Source organism: Leptolyngbya sp. FACHB-261, assembly GCF_014696065.1.
GTDB lineage: Bacteria > Cyanobacteriota > Cyanobacteriia > FACHB-261 > FACHB-261 > FACHB-261.
The window spans coordinates 183,873-196,850 of sequence record NZ_JACJPL010000018.1 but is presented as its reverse complement, the minus strand read 5'-3'; the positions used below and the strand labels follow the sequence as shown (position 1 = coordinate 196,850).

Annotated in this window: 14 protein-coding genes and 1 other RNA gene; 9 read left to right on the top strand and 6 right to left on the bottom strand. The window is 50.4% G+C overall.

What is annotated here, in order from left to right; translation table 11 throughout:
• The 3 genes from H6F94_RS10240 (at position 1) to H6F94_RS10230 (ending at position 1,681) form a co-directional block, all read left to right on the top strand.
• Positions 1-408, top strand: a complete 408-nt coding sequence (locus tag H6F94_RS10240) for a ChuX/HutX family heme-like substrate-binding protein (RefSeq protein WP_190802131.1) — start codon at positions 1-3, stop codon at positions 406-408.
• A complete protein-coding gene (locus H6F94_RS10235; protein WP_199320327.1) occupies positions 408-1,142 on the top strand; it encodes a DUF6816 family protein in 735 nt (244 codons plus the stop codon). The genes H6F94_RS10240 and H6F94_RS10235 overlap by 1 nt, the downstream gene beginning before the upstream one ends.
• A 269-nt stretch (positions 1,143-1,411) precedes the next feature.
• Positions 1,412-1,681 carry a hypothetical protein gene (locus tag H6F94_RS10230; RefSeq protein WP_190802130.1) on the top strand — a complete coding sequence of 90 codons (270 nt, stop codon included), beginning with the start codon at positions 1,412-1,414 and terminating at the stop codon, positions 1,679-1,681.
• Positions 1,682-1,688: 7 nt separating this feature from the next.
• Here H6F94_RS10230 and H6F94_RS10225 read toward each other — a convergent pair whose 3' ends face one another.
• The 5 genes from H6F94_RS10225 to H6F94_RS10205 all read right to left on the bottom strand — a co-directional run bounded on the left by H6F94_RS10225 (position 1,689) and on the right by H6F94_RS10205 (position 4,748).
• The gene (locus H6F94_RS10225; RefSeq protein ID WP_190802129.1) at positions 1,689-2,756 is read right to left on the bottom strand and encodes a hypothetical protein; all 1,068 of its coding nucleotides are present in this window, start codon (positions 2,754-2,756) and stop codon (positions 1,689-1,691) included.
• A gap of 396 nt (positions 2,757-3,152) precedes the next feature.
• Entirely contained in the window at positions 3,153-3,512 is a 360-nt protein-coding gene (locus H6F94_RS10220) for an ArsR/SmtB family transcription factor (protein ID WP_190802128.1), read from the bottom strand.
• A gap of 61 nt (positions 3,513-3,573) precedes the next feature.
• Positions 3,574-3,773, bottom strand: a non-coding RNA gene (ssrS, locus tag H6F94_RS10215) — 6S RNA.
• A gap of 34 nt (positions 3,774-3,807) precedes the next feature.
• Positions 3,808-4,122 (bottom strand): 2Fe-2S iron-sulfur cluster-binding protein, encoded by a 315-nt coding sequence (locus H6F94_RS10210; RefSeq protein WP_190802127.1) that lies wholly within the window; start codon positions 4,120-4,122, stop codon positions 3,808-3,810.
• A gap of 128 nt (positions 4,123-4,250) precedes the next feature.
• A complete protein-coding gene (locus H6F94_RS10205; RefSeq protein WP_190802126.1) occupies positions 4,251-4,748 on the bottom strand; it encodes a TIGR00725 family protein in 498 nt (165 codons plus the stop codon).
• 228 nt (positions 4,749-4,976) lie between these two features.
• On the opposite strand from H6F94_RS10205, the gene H6F94_RS10200 reads away from it, so the two are divergent.
• The 6 genes from H6F94_RS10200 (at position 4,977) to H6F94_RS10175 (ending at position 9,940) form a co-directional block, all read left to right on the top strand.
• Positions 4,977-5,540, top strand: coding sequence for a calcium-binding protein (locus tag H6F94_RS10200; RefSeq protein ID WP_190802125.1), 564 nt, complete (start codon positions 4,977-4,979; stop codon positions 5,538-5,540).
• 440 nt (positions 5,541-5,980) lie between these two features.
• Positions 5,981-6,175: a DUF2949 domain-containing protein gene (locus H6F94_RS10195; protein ID WP_190802124.1), complete on the top strand. Its 195-nt coding sequence runs from the start codon at positions 5,981-5,983 to the stop codon at positions 6,173-6,175.
• A gap of 165 nt (positions 6,176-6,340) precedes the next feature.
• Positions 6,341-7,000, top strand: a complete 660-nt coding sequence (locus tag H6F94_RS10190; protein ID WP_190802123.1) for a Uma2 family endonuclease — start codon at positions 6,341-6,343, stop codon at positions 6,998-7,000.
• A gap of 116 nt (positions 7,001-7,116) precedes the next feature.
• Complete coding sequence (locus H6F94_RS10185; protein WP_190802122.1) at positions 7,117-7,884, top strand: SDR family oxidoreductase; 768 nt, start codon at positions 7,117-7,119, stop codon at positions 7,882-7,884.
• A 41-nt stretch (positions 7,885-7,925) separates the two neighbouring features.
• On the top strand, positions 7,926-8,987 hold the full coding sequence (locus tag H6F94_RS10180; RefSeq protein WP_190802121.1) for an NADH:flavin oxidoreductase/NADH oxidase: 1,062 nt from the start codon (positions 7,926-7,928) through the stop codon (positions 8,985-8,987).
• Positions 8,988-9,136: 149 nt separating this feature from the next.
• Positions 9,137-9,940 (top strand): dienelactone hydrolase family protein, encoded by an 804-nt coding sequence (locus tag H6F94_RS10175; RefSeq protein WP_242041089.1) that lies wholly within the window; start codon positions 9,137-9,139, stop codon positions 9,938-9,940.
• Positions 9,941-10,174: 234 nt separating this feature from the next.
• On the opposite strand, the gene H6F94_RS10170 is transcribed toward H6F94_RS10175, so the two are convergent.
• On the bottom strand, positions 10,175-12,706 hold the full coding sequence (locus H6F94_RS10170; protein ID WP_190802119.1) for a sensor histidine kinase: 2,532 nt from the start codon (positions 12,704-12,706) through the stop codon (positions 10,175-10,177).
• Between the last annotated feature and the right edge of the window lie 272 nt (positions 12,707-12,978).

Sequence of the window (12,978 nt, the reverse complement as noted above, 5' to 3'; positions counted from 1 at the left end):
ATGAGCGCAACCCTTCGCGAGTTTCTGGAAGAATGTGATGCGCTAGGAACTGTGCGTTTGATCGTCACCAATGGCACAGCTGTTTTGGAGGCCCGAGGGAAGATCCAAAAGCTGTTTTATGCAGAGCTGCCTAAAGGTCGTTACGCCAATATGCATAGTGAGGTGTTTGAGTTTCACCTCAACATGGACGACGTGACTCAGGTGAAGTTTGAAACTGGCGAAGCCAAGCGGGGCAATTTCACGACCTATGCCATTCGCCTGTTAGATAAAGCGGGTGAAGCTGGCTTGAGCATCTTTCTACAGTGGGGCAAACCGGGCGAGTACGAACCCGGTCAAGTGGAAGCTTGGGAAGCACTACGCCAGAAACATGGTGAGACTTGGCAACCCGCACCCTCTGTAGCTGTGTGATGAGCCTCTGGTGCTGGAGCTTGCTGCTCTGGGTTCTGCTATGTGTGCCAATGCAAGCAGGACCTCTGGCTGAGCGCATGGCACAGTTTCCAGATTGGGGCAGCCCACGCACTCAGAGAGCCCAGGGGGATCTAATTTATCCAGACTGGTTCCAGGGGACTTGGCAGGTGAGCACGAAGTTAGTTGATCTCGTGGCCCCTCTAGCTCCAGAGATTACCACGCCTGGTTTTGAGGGCAATCGTTCCTTGCTGAACCAACCGGTCCATTTTCAGGCTCGTTTTAACGGCAAGCCCGGTCGTATCGTTGCCGACCGAACCTTCAATGGTCGCAATCTCGCTAAGGCTTACCTGGGCAACGCTGTCCAAAACGTCAAGGCTGATCCTGCTGACCCTAACCGTCAAGTCACTTTGCTGCGAGGCAACCGTCAGCTAGTCTCTATCGTCACGCAGCGGGCAACTGAAACCCCGTCTCCTGAGCGTTACATTACCAGCGAGGTATTTGAACAGGTCTTTCGGGGGGCCGGTTCAGTGCGGTTCAACCGTGTAGAAACGACAACTGACTACATTCAACAAATTGAACCAAATGGTGAACCTCTGCTCAATGCTGATCAGATAACCGCAGTTTACCTGTCTCCGCAGGACCCAGATTACTTCAAAGCCGCCAATCGACCGGTTGCGTTATATCGCTACCACTTGTGCTTTGAAAGCGACTCAAAATCAGCAGAATTGCTGTGAGTGAATTTGCTCAGGTCGGCTGAAGAAAATTTCAACTTTGGGTTGGGCTGAAAGTCTTACACAGTAAAGCGTACAGCGCTTAATAAAGTCTATGTCAAGGCGTATTTACTCAATTTCATTGCCGCCTTAAAAAACCTGCTACTAAAATCGGTAGTTCTACAGGCGTAGCTCTTCTCAACCGCTTGATAGTTTGACAATAGGTTTAGAGCTTGGCATTCAGCAGCTCGGCCAAACTTCAACACTTCTCAAGGCGGACTGCAAACATGTTGATGGTGGATTACCTTAAGCAACTCTGTGAAGAGCAACGAGTTGTTGGCATTTATGACTCCTCAGACATGGGTTATGAGTCTGCGCTCTTGACCTGTGTAGAGACAGACTTTGTTGTGATTCAGGCCCAATGGTTCGATGAGCGCTTGCAATCTTATGAGCAGTGCTCAGCGGTGTGGCCAATGGACCGAATTGCCGCCGTGTATCTAGAAAGTACCAGCGCCGCTAGGCGCCGGCTAAACCACGCCCTCTCCCTAATGCAAGATAGCTAGGTTGCTTCTAAAAGTCGGTTGGTGGCTCGCCAAGGGGCTCCTCTGCTAGAGGGGTCCTTTCTTCGATTTGGAGACTCACGACAGTTTCTGCAAGCGTGAGGTTCAGGCATTGGCTGGCTAGAGGCTCTAGGGTACGGATGAGGTTGCGTAGATTTGGCGTGCTGGCACCGCTTTCAAGGTAAAGCTTCTCTGTGAGGCTGCCAACCCGCTTCCAGGTTGTATAGAGGCGGGAGAGGGTCTGCTCCAGCTGAGCTGCTTGGTTGACCAAGTCGGCAGCTAAATTCAGGTGGCCCAAGCGCATAGCTTCTTCGAGCGCCCGTTCTAAATCCAGGTTTGGAGCCTGGGTGAGCGCTTGCACCTGACCCGCCGCTTCGAGATAGCGAGCTAGATAACGGGCTTCTGATGCCACCTGCTTGAGCGTATCGATTTCTGGACTGTGAGCAATTTCTGCCTGCAAGGCTTCCCGCTGTTGCACAGGGAGTTTTTCCAGTTCACGGGCAGTGTTCGCCAGGTAACGGGTAGGGATTTCGCTGTTGGCAGCTTTGGTGCGCACTTCTTCTGGCAGAACATCTGAGGTCATAGCCGTCCACTCATCGGCAAGCTGCCGGACCTGGGTACGGGTGATGCGCTGGCCTCGGCTGGCCGCATCACTGACTAACTGCTGAACTTCTGGAGCCGCTTGGGCGGTGGCGACAAAGGCACGTTTGCTGAAATGGTGAATGTCGTCCGCGCTTAGATGGCCCTCATCCAGCAGTGTGTCGGCGCTGTTGGCCAGTTCAATCAAGTTATAGGCTTGGCTTTTGGTGATCTCGTGATCTTTGAGCCAGTTGAGAAAGCCAGCACCGCGCTGATTGCCCTGGGCTTTTTCACGGTCCCGGACAGCTCGCAGAATCCGTCCTCGCCAGATATCGGTTTGCAAGTCGAAGCGGTCACAAACTTTCCAGGCTGTGTCGAGTTGCTGCTGGAAGTCGGCCTCAGAGATTTGCGGGTCTTCGGGGTCTGGCAGCTTGAAATCAAGATCGGCAGCTGGCAAAGCCTGAAGGTCAGCAGCATCAAGCGTAGGAAGGGTTTGCATGAACCGTTGGGAGGGTGGGAACTGGCCTGACTAGGTTAGCGCTTCAGTCCCGGTGCGGTCTATAGGTTCACTCTGGTTAGCTTGTCGAGTCTTCTGATACAGATTTTCTGATACAAACCTTGAAACTGAGTTGAAAAGGTAAAAAAAGTCCTCAGCAGAATGTAATTGCAAAATGCAACTTTAGTATCCAAATTTTTATTGATTTTTTCGGGTTTCGGAAGAACTTTTGGTAGAGAAATGACACCTATTCTGTTCCATCTTTGGCTGAGGCGGCCCACATTTTAAGCCTTAAACATTCTTCGCATTAACGATGAATTTTGCCGCTTGAGATCTACTGCTAGAAGCATGCAGAAAATTTGAGTTTTAACCCTAATACGTGCTCTTGCCTCGCAACGGCTAGGGCAACTCCTGAATCACAAAACGGTCAAGTGTCAAACGGCGAACTTCACCTTCAGGTAAGTGATCGAAAAAACTGGAGGCCATGCGTCGCCATAGCACTTGGTTGATGTGATAGTAGACCTGCCGTCCCTGCCGACGGCTCTGCACTAAACCAGCCAAACGCAATAAACCTAGATGATGGCTGACGGTGCTTTGAGGCAGTTTGAGCTCAGCACAAAGCTCACTGACGCTAGATTCTCCCTGTGCCAACCACAACACTAGGCTCAAGCGAGTTTCGTCGCTCAGCAATTGCAGCAATTGAGTGAGTTGCCCCAAATAGGAAGCGGGGAACCGCACACGAGAAGAGGATTTGGGCATAGGGACAGAGTTCCATAAAAAATTCCCCTGATGGTTCAGGGGAACTTTTAACAAAAAATAGCATCCTTCCGGGAGCGCCGTCTTACCTCAGTTTTTGACCTGGCCTAAACCAGGTGGGTGCCACGTCCGAACTGGCTTAAAGTTTCCGGGAAATCTTGCACAAGGCAAGCCCGGTCTACTGCCGCCATAGGCTCTTAGCTCCCGTTTTGTCGAGCATAGATCATAAAACGTTATTGGCAGTCACCAACGCCTCAGAAGGAGCTGAACCTATTGTAACCCGCTTGAGCTTGGCGTGCTACCGGCGCATCACAGTTGATTCTTGATGGGTGAGAATCTTGCAGTCGCCGCGAGCGTAGCCGATGCAGATCAAGCGGTAACCAGCAGCTCGCTGGTCGCTGTTGAAGAACATAGCGGGGTTGCCGTCGGAGTCATCGACCTCGCCTTCTAGAACGCGAGCTGTACAGGTGGAGCAGGTGCCAGCTCGGCAACTGAAGGGGAGGGTGATGCCAGCAGCGGCAGCCGCATCCAGGATGTACTCGTCTTCATCAACCTCAATAATTTCGTCGAGGCCTTCGTCTTCGTTGATTAGGTGAACCTGGTACTCGGCCATGCTGCCTCCGTCCTGTGCAGGTGCAAGATGATTGATTAACTGGAGCACCCTTAACCCTAATGGTGCCTGCCTTCGCTACCGCAAGCTTTTTGGAATCTCTTCACCTTTGGGGTTAGCCAGATAGGATCCTAAGAGACAGAACTTAAGAGTTTAGCGAGGCGTTCAATTGCTGCTTGTGGGCTCTGAACAACGCTGGGCATAGGATCAAGCGGGGCATCAGGAGGCTGCAAGTGCCAACTATGCAATAGTACCAACGGTTTGCGGTAGTAGAGGGTGTAGGCAATTTCACTCAGGGTGCCCGCCGCGCCGCCAATTGCTAGAACACCATCGGCATTCATGACTACCAGAAGATTGCGCCCTTCGCCCAAACCAGTAGCAATGGCTGTGCTCAGATAGGGGTTGCCTGACCTGGGGTCGTTGTCTGGCAAAATGCCAAGCGTATAACCCCCTGCTTGCTGAGCTCCTTCGCAAGCGGCAGCCATCACGCCACCCCGTCCGCCGCAAACCAAATGCCAACCCTGTTGGGCAATTCTTTGACCAACTTCGTAGGCAACTGTAGCCAACTCCGGGCTACAGTTGCCTGCACCAATGACTGCAACGCGCAGAGGAGGGTTGAGAGCACTCATAACGGAAGGCCTGCCTTTTACTATTGTTGTGCTGCTAGCTACTTGTGAGGCTTATTGTTGCCCCTTAAGTGCAGTTTTCGGCAATCCAGCTAGCGCAATCTGACAGTTAAGCAAGCCGGATATTGCAAAGGGTTTGGCATAAAGTATTAGTGCTTCTCTTAATGCCTTCCTTTATGTTTAAGTCATCGCACAAGCGACCCGAACTTTAAACAATAAAGGAGCAGGCAAATGACTCAGTTTTATTATGGTACCGAAGGCAGCGATTCCTACAACTGGCTGAGCTCTGAAGATTTGGTCGCTTATGCTAATGGAGGTAACGATACGATTTGGGGAGATGCAGGTAACGACACTCTATATGGTGGCGCTGACAACGATACCTTATATGGTTGGTCTGGCAACGATAGCCTGAATGGCGATCTGGGCAATGATAGCTTGGATGGTGGCAGTGGTAACGATGTTATTCGAGGCTACTCCTACGATTATAACTGGGAAATGGACACACTGACCGGTGGCGAGGGCTCTGACACCTTCGTATTGGGCGATTCTACAGGCGTGTGTTACCTCGGTGGTTTAAGCGGGGGCAATGATTATTCCTACGCTCTAATTACGGACTGGGATTACACCTCGGATTACATTCAAGCTTGGGGAAGTTCTGATAGCTACTCCTTTGGTTACGGCGATTGGTTCGGCAATGGCAATCAAGATACAGCTATTTACTGCGGTAATGACTTGATTGGTGTGGTTCAAGACTCAACTAACGTAAGCTTCAATCGCGATTTTATCTTTGTCTAAAGTTCAAGTTGCTTTTGCTTACGCACAATGAAATCAACGGTCTTAGAGTTACATAAACCTTGAACAGCTACTGCACAAGGCTCTAGATTTCTAGGGCCTTGTTACTGGGCTTGTTACTGGCTAATTATTGACTGCATACTAGCTTCTCAAACATCATTCAGGCTTAAGGCTAGAAAATTGAGCTGAGAATACTGGGTCGGCTGCAACCAACGTGCCACTGAATCCCCTGCCACTTCCCGGTACCGGTCACTCGTGCCGCTTACTCATGCTGCTGACGGGAGTCCTCAAGCGCCTAGAGGAACGGGACGCGACTGATTCGTTGCGGAATATTTGTATTCGAACAAACTTGTGGTACTGTTGAATGTAAGATTGTTTTACCTAAAACAGTCTGGGGTGCCACCAGCTGGCTCAAACTGCATTCATCAAGGCTTGGAGGAGATATGGGCTCAAACCGTAGCGCAACCAGTCTAGTTAGCTTCTTGCAAGAAGATCTGGCGATTTCATCCCCAGATGTCAATATGGCCCTACGTCTTCAGGCGCAGAACTCCGGGCCTCTACCAATGATTCTTTGGCAGTACGGTTTGGTCTCGATAGAGCAGCTTGACCAGATTTTTGACTGGTTGGAGCACAGTTAGAGGTACTAATGCTTTGCTTGCGCTAATCTCACTGGCTATGGCTAGTGGAACGCGACTTGGAACAGTGAATAAAAAAACTTGTAAAAAACCTTTGATACAGCTCAATGGGTCGAAACCATAGCTAGAGATAATGGGGTCTAAGCCAGCTAGTTGAGGAACTGAGTGATGGATAGGCAGCCGGTGGACATTTCTACGCAATACCGAAACTCGGCTGAGTCGAGGGTGATCTTGAAGGGAGTGAGCTGGCAAACCTTTGAGACCCTGATGCGTGAGATGGGGGAGAGCCGGGATAGCCGCATTGCCTATCAGCAAGAGATGTTGGAACTCATGGTGCCCTACGAGGAGCACGAGGAGCCAAGAGGGTTACTCGAAAAATTCATTGAAGTGTTAGGGGATGAATCGCAGTTAGAAGTTAGTGCCTTAGGTTCGCCCTTACTTAAGCACCGGGAATTGAACTTGGCGATTGAGCCCGATGCCTGTTTCTATCTGGGAAGAAGAGTCAGCATCAAAAATAGAGCCAATAAAGCTATTGATCTAGCAACAGTATCCCCACCAGATTTAGCCATTGAAATCAATTACACACGGCGTGCTTTAGGTAAGTTTGAGATCTATAGTGCTTTGCGTGTGCCTGAATTTTGGCGGTACGAAAAACAGAGTTTGCAGGTTTATCAACTGGTGGGTTCTGAGTATGATCTCTGCAATCAGAGCCTTGCCTTTCCCTTTCTACCTATTGCAGAAATTCTTGAGCTGATTGAGCAGAGCAAAACCCTGGGACAGAAAGAAACATTGCGCCTGTTTCGCATGCGAGTGCGGACGTTCCTCTAGCCTGAAAATTTGATTTCAGGCTTGAATTTATTGATCGGGCTTCGGTGATGGGAAGCCTGGCACACTTAAGTCTGGAACATTGAATCGGGACACACTGGATATAGAGGGACTAAGCAATGGCTGCGCGGTGGACATTGGCTGGCAAGAAGGCACTGATTACAGGAGCGACGAAAGGCATTGGTCTGGCGATAGCTGAAGAACTTTTAGCCCTGGGTGCAGAAGTCATGATTGTGGCGCGCAATGCAGAAAACATTCAGCAATGCCTGACCACCTGGCAACAGCAGGGCTGGCAAGCGCAGGGCGTTTCTGCAGACATTACCCAACCAGAAGATCGTCAGAGAATTTTTGCCCAGGTCAGTGAGGCGTTTTCAACCCTGGACATCTTGATCAACAATGCAGGAACTAATATCCGTAAAAAAACATTGGAATATAGCGAGAGTGAATACGAGTTTCTATTGCAGACCAATTTGGTTTCTGCATTTGAATTCTGTCGATTGGCCCATCCCTTTCTCAAAAGTAGTGGCAATGGCAGCATCGTCAATATTGGTTCAGTTGCTGGATTAACCGCTGTACGGACAGGGGCTCCTTATGCGATGACCAAAGCTGCCCTGACCCAATTGACTCGTTACTTATCGGTTGAGTGGGCAGCCGATCAAATTCGAGTGAACGCGGTTGCTCCTTGGTATATCCGAACCCCGCTAGCCGAGACTGTCTTGAAGAATCCAGAGTTTCTATCTTCAGTGCTAGCGCGAACTCCCTTGGGGCGAGTTGGTGAACCCGAGGAAGTTGCGAGCTTGGTCGCCTTTTTGTGCATGCCTGGAGCCGCATTTATTACAGGGCAGTGTGTTGCCGTTGATGGCGGATTTACTGGTTTTGGTTTCTGATTTTTAGCCTCTAATCTCTTTGCCTTGGAGTTAAAGATTTCATGCACCTGTTTGAGCCTTTGCAAATTCGTGAGGTCAACTTACGAAACCGCATTGCCGTTTCGCCAATGTGTCAATATTCCAGCGTGGATGGATATGCCAATAACTGGCATTTGGTGCATCTGGGTAGCCGCGCTGTCGGTGGAGCTGGCTTAGTGATTACTGAGGCGGCTGCGGTGCAGGCCCACGGTCGGATCAGCCCTCAGGATTTGGGCATTTGGCAAGATGAGCACATTGAGGCGTTGGCTCAGACCGTTACCTTTATCCATGAATACGGGGCTGTCGCTGGTATTCAATTGGCTCATGCTGGTCGCAAGGCTAGTACATACCGCCCTTGGCAGGGGCGAGGAGCTGTACCGGAAAGCGAGGGCGGCTGGCGTCCGCTTGTGGCCCCCTCTGCCTTGGCCTTTGCGGAAGGTGATCCAGTGCCTGAAGCCTTGGATGCAGCCGGAATTCAGGCAGTGATTCAAGCCTTTGCTGAGGCGGCGCGTCGGTCTTTAGCCGCAGGTTTTAAGGTGATCGAAATCCATGCCGCCCACGGCTATTTGCTCCACGAATTTCTGTCTCCCTTGAGTAATCAGCGCCAGGACGAGTACGGGGGCTCTTTTGCCAATCGCACTCGCATGCTCCGAGAAGTGGTCCAAGCTGTTCGGCAGCATTGGCCGGAGCGCTACCCACTCTTCGTCCGTTTCTCGGTTACAGATTGGGTAGAGGGAGGCTGGGATCTTGAGCAATCCGTCGAATTGGCCAGCCAGCTCCAACCCCTCGGTGTTGATTTGATCGATTGCTCCTCCGGTGGCCTGGTCCCGAAAGCCTCAATCCCGGCTGGTCCTGGTTACCAAACTCCGTTTGCGGAGCGGCTCAAAGCTACAGGAATTTTGACTGCTGCTGTGGGCATGATTACCTCGCCTCAGCAGGCTGACCACATTATTCGCACTGGGCAGGCCGACTTGGTGATGCTCGCCCGTGAGTTGCTGCGCGATCCCTACTGGCCGTTGCGGGCTTCCCTAGAACTAAAGCAAGCGGGGTCCTGGCCGTCGCAGTACGAACGGGCCAAGCCTTGAACAAGGCCAAAACCGAACCACTGCCAAAACCCGACCGCAGTCAGTAGGATTGCAAAGTTGGTTATTTGGGCGCTGATTGCCCTAGCGAGATGCAGGAAAAAGACAGGAACCCATTGTTGCAGCCTGCCTTCAGGCGCAGAGCCTTTATTATGGCGGGGCTGGCGACAGGCTTTGCCCTGGCTGTTCAACCCATTTCCAGCCAGACCGTTAGAACGGATGAGCGGGACTTAGTGGCCGGTGAAGTCAGAATTCCGGTCAGCGATGGCGAAGTGCCAGCCTACCGAGCCATGCCTGCAACCGGAGGACCATTTCCGGTCGTGTTGGTAGTGCAGGAAATCTTCGGCGTGCATGAGCACATCAAGGATGTTTGCCGCCGCTTTGCCAAACTCGGTTATCTTGCAGTGGCACCAGAGTTATTTGCCCGTCAGGGTGATGTGTCGCGCTTGAGCAATGCTCAGGAGATTGTTGCCAAGGTCGTCTCCAAAGTGCCAGATGCCCAGGTGATGTCAGATTTGGATGCGACGGTGGCTTGGGCTGCCGCCTCTGGCAAGGGCAATGCTGATAAGCTAGGCATCACAGGTTTTTGCTGGGGCGGACGCGTTGTCTGGCTATACGCAGCTCATAACCCCAAGCTGAAGGCGGGAGTCGCTTGGTATGGACGCTTGGTCGGTCAAGCCAACGAGCTACAGACACAGTATCCAGTAGATCTCGCTGCCTCAATCAAGGCTCCAGTCCTAGGTCTCTATGGCGGCAGCGACGAAGGCATTCCGCTAAACACTGTGGAGCAAATGCGCTCTGCCTTGCGCACTACTAATAATCCCTCACAGATTATTGTCTATCCTGATACCCCCCACGGCTTCCATGCTGACTATCGCCCCAGTTACCGGCGTGGACCGGCTCAAGATGGTTGGCGGCGTCTGCAAGCTTGGTTCAAACAATACGGAGCTGCCTAGAAACCACTTAGGGCTTAACTGATATCTAGATATCTCTAGAGAACTGGTTTGGAGAACTGAGCGCTTAACATTGGAATGATGCAAGGGTGAGCTGAAGTTGCTCACCCTTTTAGCAAGCTTACCCTTTTAGCAATTGGGACTTGCGCTAGTAATTGAGGTGAATCATTGCTTGGGTCAAAACGCTAGCATCCTCGCGCCATTCTCGAATCGCTTCGCGGTCTTGCTATTCACACTCTATTCTGCCAGGTTTGCTAGCGCGACTGTAAATGTCGTCCAACCAGCCTGACTTTTGACATGAAGAGTGCCTCCGAGCTGTTCAACTAGCTTCTGCACCAATGCCAGTCCTAAGCCTGTGCCTCCTTGTCGCCACGGGTCTCCCTGAGGAACACGATAAAACTTCTCGAAAATACGCGGTAACTCAGCGTCAGAAATCTCAGCTTCATTACTGACGGCAAAGATAGTAAGAGGCGTGGTGTTTGAATCTGCATCAATTGAGGCCGAGGCCGAGTGAACTTGTAACCGAATGCCACCGCCCGGAGCCGTATATTTGCAAGCATTATTGAGCAGCTCTGCTAGAAGGCGACTCAAACTATTGCAGTCTGAGACGATTGGCGGTAGCTCAGGCGATAGATCAACTTGAAGCGTTTGTTGTTGGCTCTGAGCCCGAGATAGAAACGGCTCAACCAACGCGGGTATCCAATCCTGTAAAACGATAGTTCCCGCGAATATGGAGTAACGCTCTGCTTCCAATTTCTGCAAATCTAGCAAGTCATTGATTAATGCAGCTTCTTTATTACACTCAGCTTGTAGAATGTCTAGATATTTCTGAAATCGCACCGGTTCAGGGCCTAACTTCAGCATATGAATTGCCAGCTTCATATTAGAAATGGGGGTGCGTAGCTCATGGGATACAGTGCTTAAAAAGTCGTCTTTAAGCTGGTGAAGCTCTCTCAATTCCTCTACCTGTGCTTGAGCAGATTGATAAAGTCGCGCTTGACGAATGGCAATAGCACACTGATTAGCGACTTGCTGTACGAGCCGAATTTCCAAGTCCTCAAAAATGGCATCTTTGGAGCGGCTTAACCAGAGATCTCCCAATACTCCTTGATCATCGAAAATTGGACAGGCCAGCAAAGTCTTTTGGCCCCAACGCGCCTGAGATTGTAATTTACAAAACTGGACCGGTTGACCTTCTAGCAATTGATGATGGATCTCAGGAAGATTCGTCATTAATAAGACGTAGCCCTGAGCCGAGGGCATCCCCGGCGTAATGTATTCGTAGCAAATTGTGGAAGTGCTTTGCTCAAAGTTATACTTGCCAGTGTCACAGGAATCCACTTTTAGGATAAGCCCTAATTCCTGCACAGCAGATTGCAAAATCTGACCTTCATCCAGGCTGTCACGAACTTTGTCAGTGATTCGCTTCAGCATCGCCTCAAAGTCAAATGCTTGTTGTAACTGAAACGTTCGTTTCTCTAGCTCAGAAGTTCGCTGTTCGACACGTAGTTCTAGTTCCTCATTGGCCTTTTCTAGTGCTGCAAAAGATCCTTGCAGTTGGGTTGACATTTGACTGTGAGCCTGAGCCAAAACCTCAAGTTCTATAATATTGTTGGCTTCAACACTTTGACCTAGCTGCCCACTCGCTAAATTTGCTGTTAAAGCCTTCTCTGCCAAAGATTTAGACGCCAAGCTCAGACGTAGAATAGGTTGGGCAATCCAGTTGGATGTGGCCATCCCAATTGCTGTAGCCACGAGTAATGCGCCCAAGCACAGCAAAATCGCGATCCGCGTATTAGCCTCAATGTGCTCCATGAAGTCGGCTTCTGGCACAATCACCACAATGAGCCAATCCAGCCCATAAGCATCTGCAAATGGTGTCACCTGTAGAAGTTGCCGTTCGCCGCCGATTTCAAAATCAAGCTGCTGGCTGTGCTTAACTCTGCGCAGATCACTAAAATGTTCTTGCAAATACTGGGCGGTGAGACGAGTGATGCGATCCCGGCTACGGGTTGCTGCCAGTCTTTGTTTCTTTGCTTTTCCTGAACTCAATGTAAAGAGTTTTTCGGTTGTTGAACTGGCTACTAAATTTCCAGAGCGCTCTACAATAAATGTTTGTCCAGAACGACCAATTTTTAAAGTATGCAAAAACTGGCTAATTTGGGAGAGTGATAACGTTGCGTTGGTAACGCCAAGCAGTTTCTTTGTCTTAGTTTCATATAAAGGTTGCACGGCGCTGATTGCTAGAGCATCTGTGGAAAAATACGGATAAACTTCACTCCAAGTTGGTTTGCTAGCTCTTGCTGCCGCGCGATACCAGGGACGGGTGCGAGGATCAAAGGTTTGATTAACCTCTAGTAAGCTAGCCCGATTACCTCGGTCATCAGTCCTATAGGTGTGATACTTGCCGCCAGTAGATGCATCAATGACGCGGATAACCAGTGTGCCGTCATTGAGCCGATCAACTGCATGAATACCCCCTTGGACATTACTAAAAGCGATAGGGCGTAGAGACTGAAATAAGGCCATTTGCTGCCAACAACGGCGCTCTAAATTGCTGGCATCCTGTAGACTGATCTCCTCGAAATGAATGGCATTCGCATTCATTTGAGCCACCAGTTGAGGCGTTTGGATGTAATTAGAGATTTGTTGCTGAATATGCGCTGTGACCTCATTTCTGAGCTGCATAGCAACCTGGTTAACTGCCTTCTGTCCATTTCGCAGGGAAAAATAGCCAGTTAGCCCTACCGCAGCAACAACTTGAAGCACGAAGGGCACCACAAGTGCAGTGCGTAACGGTACTCTAAACGGGTGGTTGGCAAGGGAACGCAAGAGAATTTGAAATAACACTTGTCTGTGGCGGCCCTTAGCTTTTGGTCAAAGGTGGGTACAGATACGTGCAATTCTATGCCACGACCTTAGCGATGCTTCCGTGCGTTTTTCAGATTCAGGAGTGGCCTTGAGCTTAATGACTGAATTCCAGCTTCTGAAACCTAGAATCTCTCGATTCAGGCTAGAAGGCTCACGCCTTTGTTTGCTTT

Bases quoted from the DNA above. Each gene is read 5' to 3' on its own strand.
- H6F94_RS10240 (WP_190802131.1), top strand. From the start codon at position 1: ATGAGCGCAACCCTTCGCGAGTTTCTGGAAGAATGTGATGCGCTAGGA.
- H6F94_RS10235 (WP_199320327.1), top strand. From the start codon at position 408: ATGAGCCTCTGGTGCTGGAGCTTGCTGCTCTGGGTTCTGCTATGTGTG.
- H6F94_RS10230 (WP_190802130.1), top strand. From the start codon at position 1,412: ATGGTGGATTACCTTAAGCAACTCTGTGAAGAGCAACGAGTTGTTGGC.
- H6F94_RS10225 (WP_190802129.1), bottom strand. From the start codon at position 2,756: ATGCAAACCCTTCCTACGCTTGATGCTGCTGACCTTCAGGCTTTGCCA.
- H6F94_RS10220 (WP_190802128.1), bottom strand. From the start codon at position 3,512: ATGCCCAAATCCTCTTCTCGTGTGCGGTTCCCCGCTTCCTATTTGGGG.
- H6F94_RS10210 (WP_190802127.1), bottom strand. From the start codon at position 4,122: ATGGCCGAGTACCAGGTTCACCTAATCAACGAAGACGAAGGCCTCGAC.
- H6F94_RS10205 (WP_190802126.1), bottom strand. From the start codon at position 4,748: ATGAGTGCTCTCAACCCTCCTCTGCGCGTTGCAGTCATTGGTGCAGGC.
- H6F94_RS10200 (WP_190802125.1), top strand. From the start codon at position 4,977: ATGACTCAGTTTTATTATGGTACCGAAGGCAGCGATTCCTACAACTGG.
- H6F94_RS10195 (WP_190802124.1), top strand. From the start codon at position 5,981: ATGGGCTCAAACCGTAGCGCAACCAGTCTAGTTAGCTTCTTGCAAGAA.
- H6F94_RS10190 (WP_190802123.1), top strand. From the start codon at position 6,341: ATGGATAGGCAGCCGGTGGACATTTCTACGCAATACCGAAACTCGGCT.
- H6F94_RS10185 (WP_190802122.1), top strand. From the start codon at position 7,117: ATGGCTGCGCGGTGGACATTGGCTGGCAAGAAGGCACTGATTACAGGA.
- H6F94_RS10180 (WP_190802121.1), top strand. From the start codon at position 7,926: ATGCACCTGTTTGAGCCTTTGCAAATTCGTGAGGTCAACTTACGAAAC.
- H6F94_RS10175 (WP_242041089.1), top strand. From the start codon at position 9,137: ATGGCGGGGCTGGCGACAGGCTTTGCCCTGGCTGTTCAACCCATTTCC.